Source organism: Streptomyces synnematoformans, from assembly GCF_039531005.1.
In the GTDB taxonomy this organism is placed as follows: Bacteria; Actinomycetota; Actinomycetes; order Streptomycetales; family Streptomycetaceae; genus Streptomyces; species Streptomyces synnematoformans.
Genome location: NZ_BAAAPF010000687.1, coordinates 1 through 1,173, shown reverse-complemented (window position 1 = coordinate 1,173; position 1,173 = coordinate 1). Strand labels below are relative to the sequence as shown.

1 protein-coding gene and 1 pseudogene are annotated in these 1,173 nt (G+C 79.1%); both read right to left on the bottom strand.

What is annotated here, in order from left to right:
- A partial coding sequence (locus ABD317_RS37130; protein WP_344296510.1) for a DUF58 domain-containing protein occupies positions 1-865 on the bottom strand: 865 nt, incomplete at its 3' end.
- Positions 862-1,173 (bottom strand): annotated as a pseudogene (locus ABD317_RS37125) (AAA family ATPase); the annotation flags it as partial. The gene ABD317_RS37130 and the pseudogene ABD317_RS37125, both read right to left, overlap by 4 nt.

The window sequence follows — 1,173 nt, the reverse complement described above, 5'->3', positions numbered from 1 at the left end:
CGCCCGCTGCGCGCAGCGCCCGGCCGATCGCCTCGCCCTGCGCCGCCGGCGCGGCGGCGTCCCGCTCCCGCAGGCGCCTGGAGTGGGTGGGGACCTCCCGCCGCCGCCCCGACTCCGGGTCGACGACCGTCAGCAGCCCCACCGCCGGCAGCGCCAGCTCGCGGGGGTCGACGACCTCGACCGCCAGGACCTGGTGCCGTGCGGCCAGGGCGCGCAGCGCCTGCTCCCAGCCGGGTTCGAGGAAGTCGGAGACCACCGCCACCAGCCCGCGGCGGCGCTCCGCGCGCTGCAGCGCGGCCACCCCCTCCGCGAGGGTGTGCGCCTGCGGCCCTGCGGGCACCCGGGGACGTTCGAGTGCGGTGCGCAGCACCCGCGTCAGGTGCCGCCGGCCGCTGCGGGCCGGGATGCGGGTGATGCCGTCGGGGCGGACGAGGTGCGCGCCGAGGCGGTTGCCGGCGCGCTCGGTGAGGAACGCGACGGCCGCGGCGGCGCCGACGGCGAGGTCGCGCTTCTCCATCCGGCCGGTGCCGAAGTCCATGCTGGCGCTGGCGTCGAGGACGATCCAGGTGGTCAGTTCGCGGTCGGCGAGCGTCGTCCGCACGTGCGGCACGGTCGTGCGCGCGGTGGCGTTCCAGTCCATGCGGCGCACGTCGTCGACGCCCGGGGCGTAGACGCGGCTCTCGTCCGGCTCGCCGCCGGGGCCGGGGACGAGGGCGGTGTGGTCGCCCTGGAGGAGGCCGTCGGGGCGGCGGGTGAAGATGAGCCGCAGGTGCCGGAGCGCCTGGTCCGGGGTGAGTTCGCCGAGCGACGGCGAACCGGGCGCGCCGGTCCGCGGGGCGCCGGTCGCGCTGCCCGGGGCGCTCACGCGGCCCTCCCGGCCTTCCCGAACCCGTCGAACCCGTCGAGGCCGTCGAGGCCGTCGGCGGCCTCCTCGGCCTGGTGCGGCGCGACCCGCGGCTGCGGCACCGCGGCCAGCACCTCGTCGACGACCGACCCGGGGGTGACGCCGTCGGCGAGGGCGTCGAAGGACAGCACCAGCCGGTGGGCGATGACCTCGTGCGCGAGCGCCGTGACGTCGCCCGGGAGCACGTAGTCGCGCCAGCGCAGCAGCGCCACCGCGCCGGCCGCGGCCACCAGCCCGAGCGTGGCCCGCGGCCCCGCGCCGTACGCGAG